Source organism: Iodobacter arcticus (assembly GCF_042664895.1).
In the GTDB taxonomy this organism is placed as follows: domain Bacteria; phylum Pseudomonadota; class Gammaproteobacteria; order Burkholderiales; family Chitinibacteraceae; genus Iodobacter; species Iodobacter arcticus.
Genome location: NZ_JBHTBQ010000001.1, coordinates 93,779 through 111,538, shown reverse-complemented (window position 1 = coordinate 111,538; position 17,760 = coordinate 93,779). Strand labels below are relative to the sequence as shown.

Annotated in this window: 12 protein-coding genes; 7 read left to right on the top strand and 5 right to left on the bottom strand. The window is 51.4% G+C overall.

What is annotated here, in order from left to right; genetic code table 11:
* Positions 1 to 124: 124 nt before the first annotated feature.
* The 4 genes from nirD to ACFQNF_RS00480 form a co-directional block, all read right to left on the bottom strand.
* A complete protein-coding gene (gene nirD / locus ACFQNF_RS00495) occupies positions 125 to 448 on the bottom strand; it encodes a nitrite reductase small subunit NirD (RefSeq protein ID WP_082752796.1) in 324 nt (107 codons plus the stop codon).
* A 446-nt stretch (positions 449 to 894) separates the two neighbouring features.
* Entirely contained in the window at positions 895 to 3,327 is a 2,433-nt protein-coding gene (gene nirB, locus ACFQNF_RS00490) for a nitrite reductase large subunit NirB (RefSeq protein WP_380185296.1), read from the bottom strand.
* 258 nt (positions 3,328 to 3,585) lie between these two features.
* Positions 3,586 to 4,794, bottom strand: coding sequence for a nitrate/nitrite transporter (locus tag ACFQNF_RS00485; RefSeq protein ID WP_380185295.1), 1,209 nt, complete (start codon positions 4,792 to 4,794; stop codon positions 3,586 to 3,588).
* Between the two features lie 852 nt (positions 4,795 to 5,646).
* Positions 5,647 to 6,213, bottom strand: a complete 567-nt coding sequence (locus ACFQNF_RS00480) for an ANTAR domain-containing response regulator (protein ID WP_380185294.1) — start codon at positions 6,211 to 6,213, stop codon at positions 5,647 to 5,649.
* A 381-nt stretch (positions 6,214 to 6,594) separates the two neighbouring features.
* Here ACFQNF_RS00480 and ACFQNF_RS00475 point away from each other — a divergent pair, with 381 nt between their 5' ends.
* Entirely contained in the window at positions 6,595 to 6,819 is a 225-nt protein-coding gene (locus ACFQNF_RS00475; protein WP_380185293.1) for a hypothetical protein, read from the top strand.
* A gap of 176 nt (positions 6,820 to 6,995) precedes the next feature.
* Positions 6,996 to 8,957 (top strand): protein-disulfide reductase DsbD, encoded by a 1,962-nt coding sequence (gene dsbD / locus ACFQNF_RS00470; protein WP_380185292.1) that lies wholly within the window; start codon positions 6,996 to 6,998, stop codon positions 8,955 to 8,957.
* 48 nt (positions 8,958 to 9,005) lie between these two features.
* Here dsbD and ACFQNF_RS00465 read toward each other — a convergent pair whose 3' ends face one another.
* On the bottom strand, positions 9,006 to 9,857 hold the full coding sequence (locus tag ACFQNF_RS00465; protein ID WP_380185290.1) for a FecR domain-containing protein: 852 nt from the start codon (positions 9,855 to 9,857) through the stop codon (positions 9,006 to 9,008).
* A gap of 81 nt (positions 9,858 to 9,938) precedes the next feature.
* Here ACFQNF_RS00465 and leuS point away from each other — a divergent pair, with 81 nt between their 5' ends.
* The 5 genes from leuS (at position 9,939) to ACFQNF_RS00440 (ending at position 17,743) form a co-directional block, all read left to right on the top strand.
* Positions 9,939 to 12,548, top strand: a complete 2,610-nt coding sequence (gene leuS, locus ACFQNF_RS00460; RefSeq protein ID WP_380185288.1) for a leucine--tRNA ligase — start codon at positions 9,939 to 9,941, stop codon at positions 12,546 to 12,548.
* A gap of 425 nt (positions 12,549 to 12,973) precedes the next feature.
* Positions 12,974 to 13,462, top strand: coding sequence for an LPS-assembly lipoprotein LptE (locus tag ACFQNF_RS00455; RefSeq protein WP_380185286.1), 489 nt, complete (start codon positions 12,974 to 12,976; stop codon positions 13,460 to 13,462).
* 27 nt (positions 13,463 to 13,489) lie between these two features.
* On the top strand, positions 13,490 to 14,491 hold the full coding sequence (holA, locus tag ACFQNF_RS00450; protein WP_380185284.1) for a DNA polymerase III subunit delta: 1,002 nt from the start codon (positions 13,490 to 13,492) through the stop codon (positions 14,489 to 14,491).
* A 469-nt stretch (positions 14,492 to 14,960) separates the two neighbouring features.
* Complete coding sequence (gene rng, locus ACFQNF_RS00445) at positions 14,961 to 16,415, top strand: ribonuclease G (RefSeq protein WP_380185282.1); 1,455 nt, start codon at positions 14,961 to 14,963, stop codon at positions 16,413 to 16,415.
* A gap of 719 nt (positions 16,416 to 17,134) precedes the next feature.
* Complete coding sequence (locus ACFQNF_RS00440; RefSeq protein ID WP_380185280.1) at positions 17,135 to 17,743, top strand: hypothetical protein; 609 nt, start codon at positions 17,135 to 17,137, stop codon at positions 17,741 to 17,743.
* Positions 17,744 to 17,760: the final 17 nt, after the last annotated feature.

Below are 17,760 nucleotides of genomic sequence, written 5' to 3'. Positions count from 1 at the left end.
TTTTTTGTGGGCAGCAACCTTGTTTTTAACTCGCCTGAGTAGTTACCCAGATTCTTAGGTTTTCTCCGTGCACCTCCGTGTTCTTTGTGCCCTCCGTGGTTTAAGAAGTGGGTTTACATAAAATCTACAAACTCAAAAACACTTCACCTTCGACGACTTTTACTGGGAAGCGCCTAGCGCAGCCTTCGTCGGGGGCGCGGGCCTCACCGGTGGCTAGGTCGATATTCCAGCTGTGCAAAGGACAGGTCACCGATTCGCCGTGCACAATCCCCTGCGACAAAGGCCCGCCCTTGTGCGGGCAATGATCCAGCAGCGCAAATACCACATCGGCTGCAGAGCGAAACACCGCCACATTGCCCGCAGGGCGCTGCACTACACGGCTACCTAGCTTGGGGATATCTGTCACTTGGCAAATACTCACCCAAGGTTGATTAGCTTTCATATTCATTGGTTTGTCCTTAAGAAGCGGATACCGCAAACGATATTTAGTAGCTTCGGCACGTTGATTTTGGAGCGGTAGCCACCGCAGGCATAAGTATCTACACAAGTCAGCACACTTGTTCCCCCCTTTGAAAAAGGGGGGTTAGGGGGGATTTAGCACTGTTTGAGTGACAAAATATGCCAAATAAAGTAGCTAAAAAGGCAAATCCCCCTCAATCCCCCTTTTACAAAGGGGGAAGCTGCAATGCCGGTGCAGGGCGACTACGTCGTTGTACACCCTACGAAATGCCGATTCACTACTCATTTAATGCACATGCATGCTTTTGTGCCCACGCAGTATGTCGAGCGCGTGGGCAAGATAAAACGCCTTGCCCACCCTACATAACCCTCCCAGATTTTCTCCGTGAAACTCTGTGTCCTCCGTGTTCTCTGTGGTTCAAGATTTGGGTTTACCTAAGCCAGCACCTTGATCGGAATAAACTCCTGCCGTGCTTTGCCGTTGATCCGCTCTGCCCATGGGTCGCGCAGGCCTTCCAGGGAGTACAGCAGGCGCTCGAAGAGGGCTTTTCTGTTGGCTTCGTCGTCGATGATTTTTTGCTTGATGTAATCCAAGCCCACGCGGGCAATGTAGTGCACGGTGCGGTCTAGGTAGTAGGCTTCTTCGCGGTAAAGCTGTAAAAATGCGCCGCTGTATTCTTTCACTTCATCGGCGGTTTTTACCTTGGTGAAAAATTGCGCCACTTCGGTTTTGATGCCGCCGTTGCCGCCCACATACAGCTCCCAGCCGCTGTCTACCGCGATAATGCCCACGTCTTTAATGCCGCTTTCGGCGCAGTTTCTTGGGCAGCCGGATACGGCCAACTTCACCTTATGTGGGCTCCACATATTGGCCAGCATGGTTTCCAGATCGATGCCCATTTGCGTGCTGTTTTGCGTGCCAAAACGACAGAACTCGCTGCCCACGCAGGTTTTAACCGTGCGGATTGATTTGCCGTAGGCGTGGCCCGATTGCATGCCCAAGTCGGCCCAGACATTTACCAAATCTTCTTTTTTGATCCCAAGTAAATCGATGCGCTGGCCGCCGGTGACTTTTACCAGTGGCACGGCGTATTTGTCGGCCACATCGGCAATGCGGCGCAGCTCGGCCGCGTTGGTCACGCCGCCTTTCATTTGTGGAATCACCGAAAACGTACCGTCTTTTTGAATATTGGCGTGCACTCGCTCGTTAACAAAACGGCTTTGCGGATCGTCCACGGCTTCTTTAGGCCAGGTAGATAACATGTAGTAATTCACGGCGGGGCGGCAGGTGGCGCAGCCGCTTGGGGTGCGCCACTCCATAAATTCGTACACTTCGGCGTGGCTGACTAATTTGTGCTGGCGAATCGCTTGCCGCACTTGCGCATGGGTGTGATCGGTGCAGCCGCAAATGGCCTTAGTCTTAGGTGATTCCTGGAAATTAGTGCCCAAGGTATTCATCAAAATCTGCTCAACAAGGCCGGTGCACGAGCCACAGGAGCTGGCCGCCTTGGTATGCTTTTTGACGTCATCCACCGTAAACAGGCCTTTTTCTTTGATGGCGCTGACGATGGTGCCTTTGCATACGCCATTACAGCCGCACACTTCGTCCTTATCCTGCATCGCGCCCGCACGGCTTTGCCCTTGCACGCCCGAGTCCCCGACGCTGGATTCGCCAAACATCAGGCTATCGCGCAGATCGCTGATGCTGCGGCCCTCACGCAGCAGCTTGAAATACCACGCGCCGTCGGTGGTATCGCCATAGAGGCAGGCGCCAACCAGCTTGTCGTCTTTAATCACCAGCTTTTTATAAATGCCACCGGCAGGATCAGACAGCACGATCTCATCGCACTCATCGCCGCCCATAAAATCCCCAGCCGAGAATAAATCGATACCGGTCACTTTTAGCTTGGTCGAAAGCACCGAGCCCTTATATTGCCCATAGCCCATCAGCGCCAGATGATTAGCGGCCACCTTGGCCATTTCAAACAGGGGAGCAACCAGACCATAGGCCACGCCACGGTGGTTTACGCATTCGCCCACGGCGTAAATTCGCGGGTCATAACTTTGCAGGGCATCGCTCACCACAATGCCGTTCTTGCAAAACAGCCCCGCCGCTTCGGCCAGCTTGGTATTTGGGCGTATCCCTACGGCCATCACCACTAAATCTGTCGCCAGCTCGCTGCCATCTTTAAAGCGCACACCGACCACTTCTCCAGCTTCGTTGCCCAGAATCGCGGCAGTAGATTGGCCCATCAGAAACTTTAAGCCCCGGTCGATTAACGAATCCTGCAATAACTTGCCTGCGGTGATATCCAGCTGCTTATCCAGCAACCAATCGCCCAAGTGCACCACAGAGACTTCCATACCGCGCAGCATCAGGCCATTGGCGGCCTCCAGCCCGAGCAAACCACCACCAATCACCACGGCGTGCTTTTTGACTTTGGCAGCGGCAATCATCGCCTCGGTATCATAAATATCGCGGTAGCTAATCACGCCATTTAAATCTTTGCCAGGGATAGGCAGGATAAAGGGCGTGGAGCCGGTAGCGAGCAACAGCCTGTCGTAGCTCTCCTCAAGGCCATCGTCGCTAATGACCACCCGCCGCACTCGATCAATTTTGGCAATGTTTTTGCCTAGATGCAGAGTGATATGGTTGTCGCTATACCAGCTCAAAGGGTTCAGCACGATCTGATCAAAAGTCTGCTCACCCGCCAGCACTGGGCTGAGCAAAATACGGTTGTAATTAGGATGCGGCTCTGCGCCAAACACGGTGATGTCGTAGCGATCAGGCGCAAGCGCCAGCAGCTCCTCCACCGTACGAATACCGGCCATGCCGTTTCCGACAACGACAAGCTTGGGTTTAGTCATGGCTGGATTCCTTTATGATGAATTGATCTATAAACCTAAAATTATTTGTAAACCCAAACCTTGAACCACGGAGGACACAGAGAACACGGAGAACACGGAGAACACGGAGAACACGGAGTTTCACGGAGAAAACCTCTCCTTCATTTTTCCCCATAAACCGTCATTTCTAATGTATTCAAAATTCACTATTTAATAAGGTTTTCTCCGTGGCCCTCCGTGTTCTCCTTAACTCCGTGTTTTAAGATTTGGGTTTCATCCCTAAATCCTTGCCTGTGCCAGATCGCCGCCCAGCGCGCTGCGCCAGCGCACCTTTACACCGGAGAGGCCGTACCATGCGATGAGGGATAGAAAAGAGAATAGCCACAGGCCCAAGCTGTAGTTGCCGGTAGCTTGTTTCACCATGCCAAGGCCCGCAGCCAGAGCAAAGCCGCCTACGCCACCGGCCATGCCGATCAGGCCGGTCATCACGCCTAGCTCTTTTCCAAAGCGTTGTGGCACCAGTTGAAACAGCGCACCGTTGCCCGCCCCAAGACAGAGCATTGCACCAATAAATAGGCAAACCGCCACGCTAGATCCGCCTAAGCCAAGGCCGGTGAGGCCGATCAAGACTGCCGAGCAAACATAAACAATTAGTAGAGTGCGAGTACCGCCAATTCGGTCCGCAATCACACCGCCAAGTGGGCGCATCGCCGAGCCTGCTAATACGCAGGCCGCGGTGTACCAGCCGGCCATTTTTGGAGCAAAGCCAAATTGATCATGAAAGTAGCCGGGTAAGGCGCTGGCAAAGCCTGCGAAGCCGCCAAAGGTGATGGCGTAAAAGCCCATAAATAACCAAGCATCTTTATTATTTAATACCTTGGCGTAGTCGGATAAGCTTTTAGGATTGACCGATCCCGGTGCGTCTTTGGCAAACACGGTGTAGAGCACAAGAGCAAACAAGAGTGGAATCACCGCTAGGCCAAACACGTTTTGCCAGCCAAACATCATCGCCAATACCGGCGCAAATAGCGCAGCAAACACGGTGCCAGAATTACCCGCCCCGGCGATTCCCAGCGCCGTGCCTTGATGCTGTGGTGGATACCAGCGGGAAGCTAGCGGCAAAGCCACCGCAAATGCAGCGCCTGCAAAGCCTAGAAATACGCCAAGCAGCAGCGCTTCAGCCATGCTGTGTACACCCAGCTGCCAAGCACTTAAGAGCGCAAAAATCACAATCAGCTGGGCAAAAAGACCGGTGCGCTTAGCACCAATGCTATCCACAAACACGCCTAAAACCAAACGCAGCAAAGCGCCTGCCAAAATCGGCGTCGCCACCATCAGGCCGCGCTCGCTGGTCGATAGGCTAAGCGCGGTGGCAATCTGTATCTGCAAGGGGCCAAGCAGATACCAGACCATAAAGCTCAGATCAAAATAGAGAAAAGCAGTAAGAAGTGTGGGGGTATGGCCTGAACGCCAAAAGGATTTGTCCATGATGTCTACCTCTAGAAAGACTGCAAAAAAAAGCGTCCCGCCACGATTACAAAATCATGAAGGGACGCCGTTGTCCTTGAGGGAGATGGGCCACCATTGACCTTCCCCACACCCAGCGCAGCATTGCACTCGGTTTTGAATCTTTTCGGGCTTGGTTTATTTAATCTAAACGGCCCTAGTTATCTACTCAGCAAACGCTGTGCCAGCATTAGCAAACCAATAAAAACAATAAAAATCAAACAGATAGAATCATACCGCACAAAAAAAAAGGGAGGGGCCGCACCATAATGACGCAGCGCAACATAAGCTTGCACAGGATTTGCACAGAGGCGTTATAAAGGTGCATTTTTTGTAGGGCGGGCGAAACCACATAAGTGCTAAGCAAATTGTTTTTTCATTAGCAAACAGCGAAAAGCATAACAACCAGGCTCTTTGCATAGGGCTTTTTAAAGTCCCCTTGAAACACGCCGTAGTGAGGAACAAGCGGGGCGGGATTTCGGCAAGGGAGCGAGGCAGCGAGCCAATCCCGCCCGCCGCCGACTCGATTGTCCGCAGCGCAGGGGCTTTCGTGTTTCGTGGGGCGGCCTTCTTTGCTTACTTTCTTGGCCGTTCAAGAAAGTGAGGCCCCCGCGGTGGCAACCGCTCCAAAATCAACGTGCCGAAGGCACTAAAAAGATCTTTTTGACTTTGCTTAGCGCGTATTGGATGAAGCCCACCAAGCTTTTGCATGAAATGCTACGGAAAACGGCGGGTTTCACCCGCCCTACGGTGATTCAATGTTTGCAACCGTGCGAACGGCTTATGGCAATCAGCTATCTTGATGCGCATCGTGGGCACAAGAACGTGCCCACCTCACCCTAGCAAATCCGCCATCGCTAAGACCTGCCTTGCCACATCCCCCAGCTTCATGCCCTGTTTCATGGCTTGGCGGCGTAGGGTTTCGTAGGCTTCGCCTTCGCTTAGGCGGCGCTTGTCCATTAATAGCCCTTTGGCTTGGTCGATCACTTTTCGATCGGCTAATTGCTGCTCCAAAAGGCTAATTCGCTGCTGCAAGGCTTTGCTGTGCTCAAATTGAGCAAAAGCCATCATCACCGCCCCTGCTAATTTTTCTACTGCAAAACCATCGATCAAATGGCTAACTCCTGCTTGCAAAGCAGCCTGAATCTGCACTTGATTCAGCCCTTCTGCAAGCATCAATACCGGCACGGTGCCGCGCATCGCTTGCAGCTGTTCAAGCAAGGTTTGAGAGGGGATGCGGGTGTTGATCAGAATCAGATCGGGCAGGGATCTTTTGGCTTCCTGCCATAGGCAGCTAGCGCTATTGAGCTCTGGCAGCAGCGTATAAGCGTCATCTTGCAGGGCTTGCCCCAGAGCTTTCGATGATTTTGGGCTTTCGTTGACTAAAAGTATGCGCAGCATAATAAAGCCAATAGCAGAGGGATAGGACTGATCCAGCAATAAACGTGCCCTGCTCTATTTTAGAAAAACAAGCGCCTCCAGCGGCTCATCAGCGCATTCTTTGGCAAGAAAACCGCTTTAAGTGCAGAAATGATACAGCGATCTACCTAGCGCCAAAATGATGCACTGCAAGATAAAGCGCGCGTTTAAGGTGCAGTAATAATTTTCACAAAGCTTACAACGCCTCTATTTCCCTTACCAATCAGCTAGGCTGATTTGCTCAAAAGTGGTGGGTAAAAATTGAATCATGGGTAAAACCGGATGCAAATGGTGCGCCACCTAAGCTGAATCTGCAGCTCAATACCAATGGCAGCGCCACTTTAACGGGAGCAGCAGCCAGCAATGTTGCCGCCCCAGCGGGCATGGAAACCATTACAAATCGGCCAGCCTAATCGCGCACTCACCGGCCACTTTAGCGCCACCGATTTTTCGCTGAATCCTAGCACCCCGGCTGCGCCTAATTTCCGCCAACTTGCCCTGCTTTTACAAGACGGTGCTTTAATCTGCGGCCAATACTACGGCGCAGGCTACCGTCAGCGAGCGCTACCACAACAAACGCGCTCTTGAAATCGGTATTCCGGCGTTAAATTACGTGGTTGATAAGCTTTATACTGTGGCAGGATATCGCTAAGAGATTAAACAATTGATATTGCGTAGGGTGTGCAAGTGTTTTTCTTGCGCACCGGCCCTTGGTGCGCAACGACTATGTCGTTTCACACCCTACGAAAACCCATAGCTTGAGAATGAAAACGTATTTAGATTTAATTCGCGTCGCAGCTTGTCCCCACCCAACACGTTTCACCAGAGAAATCATGTTTAAAACCATCAAAAACACGCTATGCGCCGCGCTTCTGGCGCTGAGCTTTAGTCAGGGCTGGGCCGAGGATCCGGTTTTTTTAGAGCCTGAACAAGCGCTCAAAATGAGCGCCAAAGCCAAAGATCATCAAACGGTAGAAGTGCGTTTTGCCATTGCAGAGGGCTACTATCTCTATAAAAACAAACTCAAATTCTCGGCCGATTCTGGTGTAGAGCTGGCAGCGCCCAAGTTCCCCCCCTCGCTGAGCCACGACGATCCTAACTTTGGCAAAGTAGAAACATATCGCCAGCAAGTGCTACTGCCGATTCAAGTCAAAAACGCAGCCGCTACTTCATTTAAGCTGACGGTGATTTCGCAAGGCTGCGCCGATGCAGGGCTTTGCTATCCGCCCATTACCCAAGTTGCTGATATCAAACTACCAGCCGCCACTACCAAGCTAGTAACAGAGATTAAGTTGCCAGCCGCTCCAGCCCAACTCGTAGAAGCGACACCTGCGCCAGTGCATGCAATCACGCCAGATACTGTGGCCGTTGCTGAAACAAATATTCAAGCTCCCCTTGTTCAAGCGGCAGCCACCACGGCCCCCCTTGAAGAAGCCCCCCAAGGCGATACCGGCTCGGTAACCAGCCTGTTAGGCAGCGGCAATTTACCGCTGATTCTGCTTAGCTTCTTTGGCTTTGGTCTTCTGCTGGCACTTACACCCTGCGTATTTCCAATGATGCCGATTTTGTCTGGGATTATCGTGGGCTCAGGAAACAACATCAGCAAAAAACGCGCACTCGTTTTATCTCTCGCCTATGTCTTAGGCATGGCAATCAGCTATGCACTGGCAGGCGTTGCAGCGGGTTTATCCGGCTCGCTACTCTCTGCCGCCTTGCAAAATGTGTGGGTGTTAGGCAGTTTTGCGATGGTGTTTGTACTGCTGTCTTTGTCGATGTTTGGCTTTTACGAGCTGCAATTGCCTGCCAGCTTGCAAAGCAAATTATCCAATAGCGCCAATCAGCAAAAAGGCGGCTCCCTGCTCGGCGTGCTGATTATGGGTGCCTTATCGGCGCTGATTGTTGGCCCCTGCGTAGCAGCACCACTGGCTGGCGCTCTGCTTTATATTGCGCAAACACATAATGCCTTGCTCGGTGGTGTGGCCTTATTTGTGATGGCGCTCGGTATGGGTGTGCCGTTGATTATTGTCGGCTGCGCCGCATCTGCCCTACCCCGCGCTGGTGGCTGGATGGAAAACATCAAAAAAGTATTTGGCGTATTGCTGCTAGGTGTGGCCATCTGGTTGGTATCCCCAGTATTACCAGCCCTCTTTTCCATGTTGGCTTGGGGCACACTGCTGATTATCTCGGCCGTTTTCTTGCATGCACTCGATCCACTCCCCCCGCAAACCGCAGGCTGTCCACGTTTTTGCAAAGGCTTGGGCGTCATTGCCTTATTAGCAGGCTCCGCCATGCTGATCGGGGCTTTAAGCGGTAACCGTGATCCATTACAGCCGCTACAAGGCTTTCAGGGGATGGCTGCACAAACTGCAGCCCCGCACAGCCAGTTTGAGCGCGTCACATCGGTTGCTGATTTGGAAAGCAAGCTAGCCAACAGCAAGCAGCCCGTCATGCTCGATTTTTATGCCGACTGGTGCGTGTCTTGCAAAGAGATGGAAAAGTTTACTTTTAGCGACCCTGAAGTGGCTGCCAGAATGGGCCAAATGCGCCTCTTGCAAGCCGATGTCACTGCGAACACCGATGCGGATAAAGCCCTGCTCAAACGCTTTAAACTCTTCGGCCCACCGGGCATTATCTTTTTTGATCCGCAAGGAAAAGAGCAGTTTTCTACTGTGGGATTTCAAGATGCAGTCGCATTTAAAGCCACTTTGGATAAGGCTTTAAAATAAACAGAAATTGAGGATGGGCCCCGCGTGCCCACCCTCTATTTCAATAAACTAACGCCCGATTTCTGCCTGCGGAGTTGCAACTTGCTGATGCACTTTTGCAACAACGGCCTGTGCATCGGCCTTGGAAGCCAAGCCCACCAGCACCACACGATGACGCTTAGACTGGCTGCGGATTTTTACCGGATAGCCCGCCACCTGCAAGCTATCGTAAAGAGCCAACGCCTGATCAATTTTGGCGTAGCTACCCCACACAATACGCCATGCTCCCTGTTGGCTGATTGCACCTGCATGGCCTTCTATTTCGGTTTCAGCGGCCCACTTTTTAAGCTTCTCCGGCTCTACCTTGCCAACCGGCAGAGGCTCTTTATCATGCGGTGCAATATAGAAACTCAAAGGCTCGGTTAGCTCCACCTGCGGGTGCCCCTCTGCCCCAACCGCAATTTTTCCCTCCAGCAGACACACTACGTTTTTATCTACATCGGCCTTGCCCCATAAATCCGTGCCGCGTATCCCCGCTGTCACGGTAGATACGGTGACACTCACATCTCTTTGCGCAGATTTATTCAAGGTATTGGTGGTAAAACGAAAAGCCCCGGTTACCATTTTCAGTGCAGCTTTAAATACATTGCCGTCTTTACCATTGGCCTCATTGAGCTGATCAAGTTGCAAATTAGCATTTTCACCCAGCTTCACCCTACTGCCTTCAGGTAGCTGCACATACACCCTTGCCCCTGCACCGGTGATAATCCGGTCGCTAGGTAAGAGTTGCATTTGCGGTGCCAATGGTTTTTTCACCCCTCCCCGCTCCAGCCATGCTGGCAATTGCACCGATTCCACCCGTGCCGGGTCGGCATAGGCAAAAGAAGTAAGTAATAAACCTATTAAAAGCACTAAACGCATATCAACTTCCTTATGAAACCCGAAGCGCAAACATTCGGGATATAATCATCGGCTTTGTGAAAGTACAACTGGATTTCCGGCATGATCGAGCTCTATACACCGTCTACCATCGAAGCTGCAGCCCAGCAGCATTGGGAAAAAAATCAGGTTTTTGCGGCCATCGAAAAGGCCGGTCAGCCTAAATACTATTGTCTATCGATGTTCCCTTACCCAAGTGGCAAGCTGCACATGGGTCATGTGCGTAACTACACCATAGGCGATGTACTCTCACGCTTCCATGCTTTGAATGGTTTTAATGTCATGCAGCCTATGGGCTGGGATGCCTTTGGCCTGCCTGCTGAAAACGCCGCCATGAAAAACAAGGTGGCTCCAGCAATTTGGACTTACTCCAATATTGAATATATGAAGACCCAGCTCAAGTCTTTGGGCTTGGCTGTGGATTGGAATCGTGAAATCGCCACTTGTAAGCCAGATTACTATCGCTGGGAACAATGGCTATTTACCCGCCTGTTTGAAAAAGGCGTGATTTATAAAAAAAATGGCTCGGTAAACTGGGATCCGGTTGATCAAACCGTATTGGCGAATGAGCAAGTGGTGGATGGGCGCGGCTGGCGCTCTGGCGCAGTGGTTGAAAAGCGCGAAATCCCGATGTATTACTTCAAGATCACCGATTACGCCGAGCAATTGCTGCAAGATTTGGATCAGCTAGATGGCTGGCCCGAGCAAGTTAAAACCATGCAACGCAATTGGATTGGTAAGTCACGCGGCATGGATGTGACCTTTCCTGCCGCTAACCATATCGATGGCAACGATTCGCTCACCGTTTACACCACTCGCCCCGATACCCTGATGGGTGCGACTTATGTGGCCGTTGCCGCCGAGCACCCACTGGCAACTTCAGCAGCCGTGGGCAATGCTGACTTGCAAGCCTTTATTGCCGAATGCAAAAGCGGCTCCGTGGCTGAAGCCGATATGGCAACCATGGAAAAGAAAGGCATGGATTCCGGCCACAAAGTACGCCACCCACTGACAGGCGATTTACTGCCGGTGTGGGTTGCCAACTATGTGCTGATGAATTACGGCACTGGCGCAGTCATGGCCGTGCCTGCGCACGACGAGCGCGATTTTGCCTTTGCCCATAAATACAATCTGCCAATTAAGGCAGTAATTGAAACATCGGCAGGCAGAGACATTGCCGAGCCTTGGCAAGATGCTTATGGCGAGCACGGCGTGTTATTTAATTCTGGCGAGTTTGATGGCCTGAATTTCGAGCAAGCTTACGATGCAATGGCCACTAAATTAGCAGCTCAAAATGCAGGCGCGCCAAAAACTCAGTACCGCTTACGCGACTGGGGTATTAGCCGCCAACGCTACTGGGGCTGCCCAATCCCTATTATTCATTGCGATGCCTGCGGTGATGTCCCCGTACCAGAGCAAGATTTGCCCGTTGTACTGCCGGAAGATGTGATTCCAGATGGCGCTGGCTCGCCTTTGGCACGTATGCCAGAGTTTTACGAGACAACATGTCCGAAGTGCGGCGCAGCTGCCAAGCGCGAAACCGACACTATGGATACATTTGTCGAATCCTCATGGTATTACGCTCGTTATGCCTCGCCAAAATGCGAAACCGGCCTAGTAGACAAAGCCGCGTCCGATCATTGGCTGCCGGTTGATCAGTATATCGGCGGGATTGAACACGCCATTCTGCACCTCTTGTATGCGCGTTTCTTCCACAAGCTAATGCGTGATGAAGGCTTAGTTTCTGGCGACGAGCCATTTAAAAAGCTGCTCACGCAAGGCATGGTGGTGTGCGAGACCTTCTACCGTGATATGGATAACGGCGGCAAAGACTGGATTAATTTTGCCGATGTAGAAATCGAGCGCGATGCCAAGGGCAAAATGATTTCGGCGGTTAGCAAGGCCGATGGCTTGCCAGTGATGGTCGCCGGCGTCGAAAAAATGTCCAAATCCAAAAACAACGGCGTTGATCCACAAGAGCTGATTGATCTATACGGTGCTGATACCGCCCGCCTGTTTATGATGTTTGCCTCGCCACCTGAGCAATCTTTGGAATGGTCTGATGCGGGTGCAGAAGGCGCACATCGCTTCCTGAAACGCTTCTGGAAGCTATCGTTTGATCATGTCAGCACTGGCGTGGTGGCGAAATACGCCGCAGGCGAAATCAGTAAGGAACAAAAAGCGCTGCGCTTTGCCCTACACACCGCCATTGGCAAAGTCAGCGATGACTACAGCCGCCGTCAGCAATTTAATACCGTGATTGCAGCTGTCATGGAGTTGTTAAATACTTACTCCAGCATGCTAAATAAAGGCCAGTTGTCCGATGATGCAGGCAAGGCAATCGCTCAGGAAGTGCTGGAAGCCGCCGCGCTGATGCTGTCGCCGATCGTGCCGCATATTTGCGAATCGATCTGGGCATCACTAGTACCGGGCTCCAACTTACTGAATCAAAGCTGGCCAGTTGTTGACACCACAGCACTGGTGCAAGACGAAATTGAAATGATGATTCAGGTCAACGGTAAACTTCGTGGCAGCATTCGCGTTGCCAAAGACACGCCAAAAGAGCAAATTGAGGCGCTGGCGCTGGGTCATGAACATGTGCTGAAATTCATCACCAGCACACCGAAGAAAATCATCGTTGTTCCTGGCCGTTTAGTCAGTATTGTGGTTTAAGCGACCACAACGCGACGACCCAACTTAAGCGAAATGTTTTTCCTAGGGCGGGTGCAACCCGCGAGCAATCCTAAAAAATACGCGGGTTTCACCCGCCCTACGATAATTCGCTATTTGTTAAGGATGTTACAAAAGCTTAAGTGTGTAGGGTGGGCACTTGTGCCCACGCGTTATACGCATCAACTTAAGCCAATGGCATGGGTTGACTTTTTTGTAGTGCGGGTGAAACCCGCCGTTTTCTAGCATTTCATGCCAAAGTCTGGCGGGTTTCACCCGCCCTACGAATAAGTCAATGCTTGCAAATGAGCGGCAACCAGTAAACAAACGCCTAACCGATGCGCATATGGCACCTGTGCCCACGCGTAACAAGCAACTATTCATCACGCGTGGGCACAAAAACGTGCCCACCCTAACAAGGCAACCCCATGCTTAAAGCCTTTATCTCTCTGCTTCTGTTTAGCCTGCTTACAGGCTGCGGCTTTCATTTGCGTGGCACTGGGCCGGGTACGTTCCCATACACCACAGCCCATGTGATCGGCGATAGCGCAGTTGCCCAGCAGCTGAAGCAAAGCTTATCCACACTGCCAAGCGTTACGCTCAATGCGGTTAAGCCCGCTGTTGTGATTAATATCATGAGTGATAGCACTGAGCAAAAAGTGCTCACGGTCAATAATGCAGGTCGTGTCAGCGAATATCGTTTGCTATATAGAGTAAGTTACAGCGTTCAGGCGGGCGAGCGCCAGTTGATTGAAAATGGCAAATTGCAGCTCAACCGTGATTACAGCTACGACGAACACAATAGCTTGGGTAAAGATGCCGAAGCCACGCTATTGATAACCGATATGCAGCAAGACGCTGCCCAGCAAATTCTGCGCCGCATCAGCGCCTTAGCTAAGTTGAAAGATGCGCCGTAAATTGCATACTCAGCGCAAGGATTAAGCATGCGCCCTGATGATCTTCCCCGACACCTTGGCAAAGGCCTTGCCGAGCTTTACACCCTGCATGGTGACGAAACCCTCCTCGTGCTCGAAGCCGCGCAGCAAATCAGAGATGCTGCGAGGGCGGCAGGCTATACGGAGCGTGAAGTGCTTACCGTAGAGCCCGGCTTTGCTTGGTCTAGCCTAGAAATGCAGGGTAATTCCTTTTCGCTGTTTTCAGATAAAAAACTGATCGAGCTACGCATCACCACCGGCAAGCCGGGCGTTGATGGCGGCAAGGCCATTGAAGCCTATTGCCAGCGTCTGCCGCCCGATACGATTACCTTAGTTACCTGCCCACGGCTCGATAAAACGGGCCAAAACAGCAAGTGGTTTCAAGCGCTATCAGCCAAGGGCGAAGTGCTCGAAGCCAAAAACATCGAACACCGCCAACTGCCCGAATGGATAGCGGCGCGACTCGCCCGCCAGCAGCAAAAACTCGCCCCCGAAGCACTGCAATTTTTAGCCGACAGGGTTGAGGGCAATTTACTGGCCGCCTTTCAGGAAATCCAAAAACTAGCCCTGCTGCACCCTGCGGGTGAAATCAGCGTAAGTGATCTACAAGCCAGCGTTGCCAATGTAGCGCGCTACGATGTATTTCAACTTGGCGCAGCCTTACTCACGGGGGATGCCACCCGCTTTGCCCGCATGCTGGCAGGCCTGCGTGCCGAAGGCGAAGCGCCGCATTTAGTGCTATGGTCGCTGGCGGAAGAAATCCGCACCCTCTATCGCCTAGGCCTTGGCAAGCAACGTGGCACGCCAAGCGCTCAATTATTTAAAGAATTACGTATCTGGGGCGAAAAACAAAAACTAGTCGAGCCTGCGCTTGCCCGAGTAAAAGCCGCCCAACTCAAAACCGCCCTCGCCCACGCGGCCCTGATCGATCAAATGAATAAGGGCATAGGCAAAGGCGAAGTGTGGGACGAACTGATGGTGATGTGCTTGCCGCTGCTAAGGAAAAAATAATCTGGTAGGGTGGGTGGATGAAAACACTAAGCAATTTGCTTCTACATCAATAAGCAACGAAAAAACACAATAGCCACGCTCTCCGCATAGGGCTTTAAAGTCCCCTTAAAGCACGCCGAAGCGAGGAATAAGCGGCTCGGGGTTTCGACAAAGGGGTAGCTAGGCAGCGAGCGAGCAGCCTTTGTCGCCGAGCCGATTATCCGCAGTGAGGGGATTTCGTGCTGGCCGGGGCGGCCTTCTTTGCTTCCTTTCTTGGCCGTTCAAGAAAGGGAGTCCCCGCGGGGATGCCGCGCCTAAATCAAGGTGCTGAAGGCACTAAAAAGAGTTTTTAGACTTTAGTTAGTGCTTCTGAGGTGAAACCCTCTGGCGTGAAATACTACAAACCGGCGGGTTTCACCCGCCCTACATTGAACAGAACCAACCGCCACTACGATCGACCCAACCAAATATAAAAAAACAGGGCCCCCCAATGAAAGAACAAATCCTCGTCAACATCACCCCACAAGAAACCCGCGTGGCCACCGTTGAAGATGGTGTGGTTCAAGATATTCATATCGAGCGATCTGCCCACCGTGGCTTGGTTGGCAATATTTATTTGGGCGTGGTGAAACGCGTCTTACCCGGCATGCAAAGCGCCTTTATTGAAATTGGCTTGGAACGCGCCGCTTTTTTGCATATCGCCGATGTCATTGAGCAGCGCCAGCACCCTAATGAAGTGCAAAGAATCGAGCGCATTGTGCACGAAGGCCAACCGGTGCTGGTGCAAGTGGCCAAAGACCCGATCGGCAGCAAGGGCGCTCGGCTCTCTACCCAGATCAGCATTGCAGGGCGCTTTTTAGTTTTTTTGCCACAAGAAAAACATATCGGGATCAGCCAGCGCATCGACAACGATGGCGAACGCAATCAGCTGCGTAAGCGCCTTGAATTATTACTCGCCGAATCAAAGCATCAAGGCTATATCATCCGCACCTCGGCCGAACACGCCACGGATGAAGAGCTGACAGCAGATATCAATTATCTAGATAAAATCTGGGCTGATATCCAGCAAAAGTCCGTCACCCTGCCCGCTCGTTCACTATTATTCCAAGATTTATCACTACAATTACGCGTCTTGCGCGATATGGTGAATACCGAAACCGAAGAAGTACTGGTCGATTCCCGCGAAAATTTCGCCAAAATGAGCGAATTTGCTGGCTCCTTTGTCTCCGATGTATTGCCCCGCATCAAGCACTACGTTGGCGAGCGGCCGCTCTTTGAATTATTTGCCGTAGAAGCAGAAATCGAGCATGCCATGGTGCGCCGGGTTGATCTCAAATTTGGCGGCTATTTGATCATCGATCAAACCGAAGCCATGACCACGGTGGATGTAAACACCGGCGGCTTTGTCGGCACCCGCTCCTTTGACGACACCATTTTTAAAACCAATCTTGAAGCCACCCAAGTCATTGCCCGCCAGCTGCGCCTGCGTAATTTAGGCGGCATTATCATTGTCGATTTTATTGATATGGATAATGAAGAGCACAAAACCGCGGTGATGGACGAGCTAAAAAAAGCCATCAGCCGCGATCGAACCAAGGTGACCATCAGCCACTTTACCAGCCTTGGCTTGGTTGAAATCACAAGGAAACGCACCCGCGAATCCCTCGCCCATGTGCTGTGCCAAACCTGCCCCACCTGCCAGGGGCGCGGCGAAATCAAAACGGCGCAAACCATTTGCTACGAAATCCTGCGCGAAATCCTGCGTGAAGCCCGTCAATTCAACGCCAAAGAATACCGAATCCTCGCCTCGCAAAGCGTGATCGATATGTTCCTCGACGAAGAATCAGCCAACCTCGCTCAGCTCGCCGACTTTATCCAAAAACCCATCTACCTGCAGGTAGAAAGCGCCTACACCCAGGAAATATTTGATGTGGTGCTGGTGTAAAAACCGATACCCCGCCCTAGGGTCTGTTGACGTTTGATTCACAGCTGCGTTTGGCCCAGTTTTGGGGCTGAACAAGGCAAAAATTGCGACATTGTACGAGTACCATTAGCTATTTTTAACGCCGTGCAGCCCCAAAAATGAGCCAAACCCTCCGCGTGTGAGGGGTTTTCCTCGCTCAGCGATGGGGCTGGGCCGGAAAATGGCAATTCACTGCGTTATGCTCCTCGGAAATAACTAGTTATTGCCTTCGTCGCATGTCTTGTGACGGGTCATTTTCCGGCCCAGCGCAGGCGCGAATCAAACGTCAACAGACCCTAGGCATTAGCCATGTAGGGCGGGTGAAACCCGTGTCTTTTTCCGTACTGCTCACCGCTTGCCCCATGAAGATTCAATAGCCAGATGACCAGCAAGAAAGATACATAAGCAAAATTTAAGCTAACGATAGATTGAAGAAAGAATAAGATTACAAGAACATTGCCAAGCCACTGTAGATCAATACAGACATAGTGCTTACGCAACACCACAAAACATGCAAGCCCCCTAGTAACACCAAGCACAATAGCTGTACGACACAGCCCTATAATTAAATTCCTGCTACAAACCTCACAAGCTAAACCAAGCCTGCATATCGCTCTGCCACTCATCCCAGCCGACAAACGTAGGCAAAAAACTTCATATAGGCATTTCATATAGGAGAAATCTTTCCTAGAGTGGTGATTATGCCTATCACATACTCCATCCCTCTTTTAACGACGGACCCGCAGCAGCAAAGGCTACAGGCGCTGCAGGCAGAGTTTTGTAATGGTTGTAATTTAGTTGCTCCCATTGCGCAGCAACACCGCTGCTGGCACCGCGTAACCTTACATCATTTAGCTTACCGTGTACTGCGTGAGCAGCTGCCAGATTTAGGCGCGCAAATGGCTTGTAATGCCATTTATGCCGTTTGCCGAGCTTATCGCACCCTTTATGAGCACCCCCTGAGCAAATGGAAGAATCTGCCTGCCGAATCTCCTTTGCCTAAATTACATTTTTTACCCTCCGCACCCGTTTATTTCGACCGCCATACTTTAAGCATTAAAGACAATATTTTGTCGATGTTTACTTTAGAGGGACGATTGCGCTTTCAATTACAACTCCCCCCTGAAGTAATTGGCAGCTTTAGCTCTCAGCGTTTAAGAGAAATTGTTCTTACCAATAGCCATCCCCATTATTTGCTTAGTTTTATTTTTTTAAATTTAGATGAAGTAGCACAATCCACCCATCAAGATGAATGGCCAGAGTATTTATTAACTTTAGATTCGCCCCAAACGAATGAAGAAAGCGTGTAATCACTTTTCAATAAAGG

What these genes read in the sequence shown, in the direction of transcription:
- rng (WP_380185282.1), top strand. Translation starts at nt 14,961, where the DNA reads ATGAAAGAACAAATCCTCGTCAACATCACCCCACAAGAAACCCGCGTG.
- ACFQNF_RS00480 (WP_380185294.1), bottom strand. Translation starts at nt 6,213, where the DNA reads ATGCTGCGCATACTTTTAGTCAACGAAAGCCCAAAATCATCGAAAGCT.
- ACFQNF_RS00440 (WP_380185280.1), top strand. Translation starts at nt 17,135, where the DNA reads ATGCCTATCACATACTCCATCCCTCTTTTAACGACGGACCCGCAGCAG.
- nirD (WP_082752796.1), bottom strand. Translation starts at nt 448, where the DNA reads ATGAATATGAAAGCTAATCAACCTTGGGTGAGTATTTGCCAAGTGACA.
- ACFQNF_RS00455 (WP_380185286.1), top strand. Translation starts at nt 12,974, where the DNA reads ATGCTTAAAGCCTTTATCTCTCTGCTTCTGTTTAGCCTGCTTACAGGC.
- leuS (WP_380185288.1), top strand. Translation starts at nt 9,939, where the DNA reads ATGATCGAGCTCTATACACCGTCTACCATCGAAGCTGCAGCCCAGCAG.
- ACFQNF_RS00475 (WP_380185293.1), top strand. Translation starts at nt 6,595, where the DNA reads ATGTTGCCGCCCCAGCGGGCATGGAAACCATTACAAATCGGCCAGCCT.
- ACFQNF_RS00465 (WP_380185290.1), bottom strand. Translation starts at nt 9,857, where the DNA reads ATGCGTTTAGTGCTTTTAATAGGTTTATTACTTACTTCTTTTGCCTAT.
- dsbD (WP_380185292.1), top strand. Translation starts at nt 6,996, where the DNA reads ATGAAAACGTATTTAGATTTAATTCGCGTCGCAGCTTGTCCCCACCCA.
- nirB (WP_380185296.1), bottom strand. Translation starts at nt 3,327, where the DNA reads ATGACTAAACCCAAGCTTGTCGTTGTCGGAAACGGCATGGCCGGTATT.
- ACFQNF_RS00485 (WP_380185295.1), bottom strand. Translation starts at nt 4,794, where the DNA reads ATGGACAAATCCTTTTGGCGTTCAGGCCATACCCCCACACTTCTTACT.
- holA (WP_380185284.1), top strand. Translation starts at nt 13,490, where the DNA reads ATGCGCCCTGATGATCTTCCCCGACACCTTGGCAAAGGCCTTGCCGAG.